This window comes from Mesorhizobium sp. M4A.F.Ca.ET.090.04.2.1 (assembly GCF_003999085.1).
Classification (GTDB): Bacteria; Pseudomonadota; Alphaproteobacteria; order Rhizobiales; family Rhizobiaceae; genus Mesorhizobium.
Genome location: NZ_RZOT01000996.1, coordinates 1 through 639 on the forward strand (window position 1 = coordinate 1; position 639 = coordinate 639).

Annotated in this window: 1 protein-coding gene; it reads left to right on the forward strand. The window is 62.1% G+C overall.

All coding sequences use genetic code 11. The features are described 5' to 3' along the window. Positions 1–255 precede the first annotated feature (255 nt). Positions 256–639, forward strand: a 384-nt coding sequence (locus EN781_RS33705; RefSeq protein WP_145965837.1) for a hypothetical protein, incomplete at its 3' end; no start/stop codon positions are given.

Here is a 639-nt window from a genome sequence, read left to right on the forward strand (position 1 = left end):
CGATCGCGCGGATTATCGCTCCCTGATGGGCGCCCACTTTATCGCTACCGATTCAGCCGACAAGAGTTCGAGGGCGTTCGGGAGGTCCTAAAACGCCATGGACCGACCGCGCTGAACGACTCCCATGGTCAGGCTTTGTTCGTTGCTTTCACAGCCGAGTGGTATCGCCGGGAACGCGCCGGGGGGGCTTGGGACTGGATCAGACCCTTAGCTGTCCTTGGAATTCGATATCACGCGAATGATTCGGCCGCCGACGTGCGCTACGCGGTGGTGCGGGAAGCCGCCGAAGCTGGCTTGAAACGGTGGCGACGCCCTCAGCCGACCGACGTGCCGCTCCTCTTCGGCGTAGTGCGCGAGGCGGGTTTTCCAGCTGCTGCCATCAAAGAGGGAACCTTGGGGTTATGGCTGAAGCGCAGCATCTTGGCGATCGAAATGGGCTTCACACCTGCCGAGGCCGTCGCAAGTGAGGCATGGCGGGCGGGCGAAACGCTTGTTCAGGCGCTGGTGGAGCCAGCCGTGGCGCTGTCCACGGTAACCGTTCGTTTCCGTCAACAATTGCCGCCCCTCCACGAACGAAATGACCGAGATCCCGTGCTCCACCTGGATTCTGTGGTGCCTGCTTGGCGCAACGATCTGCCT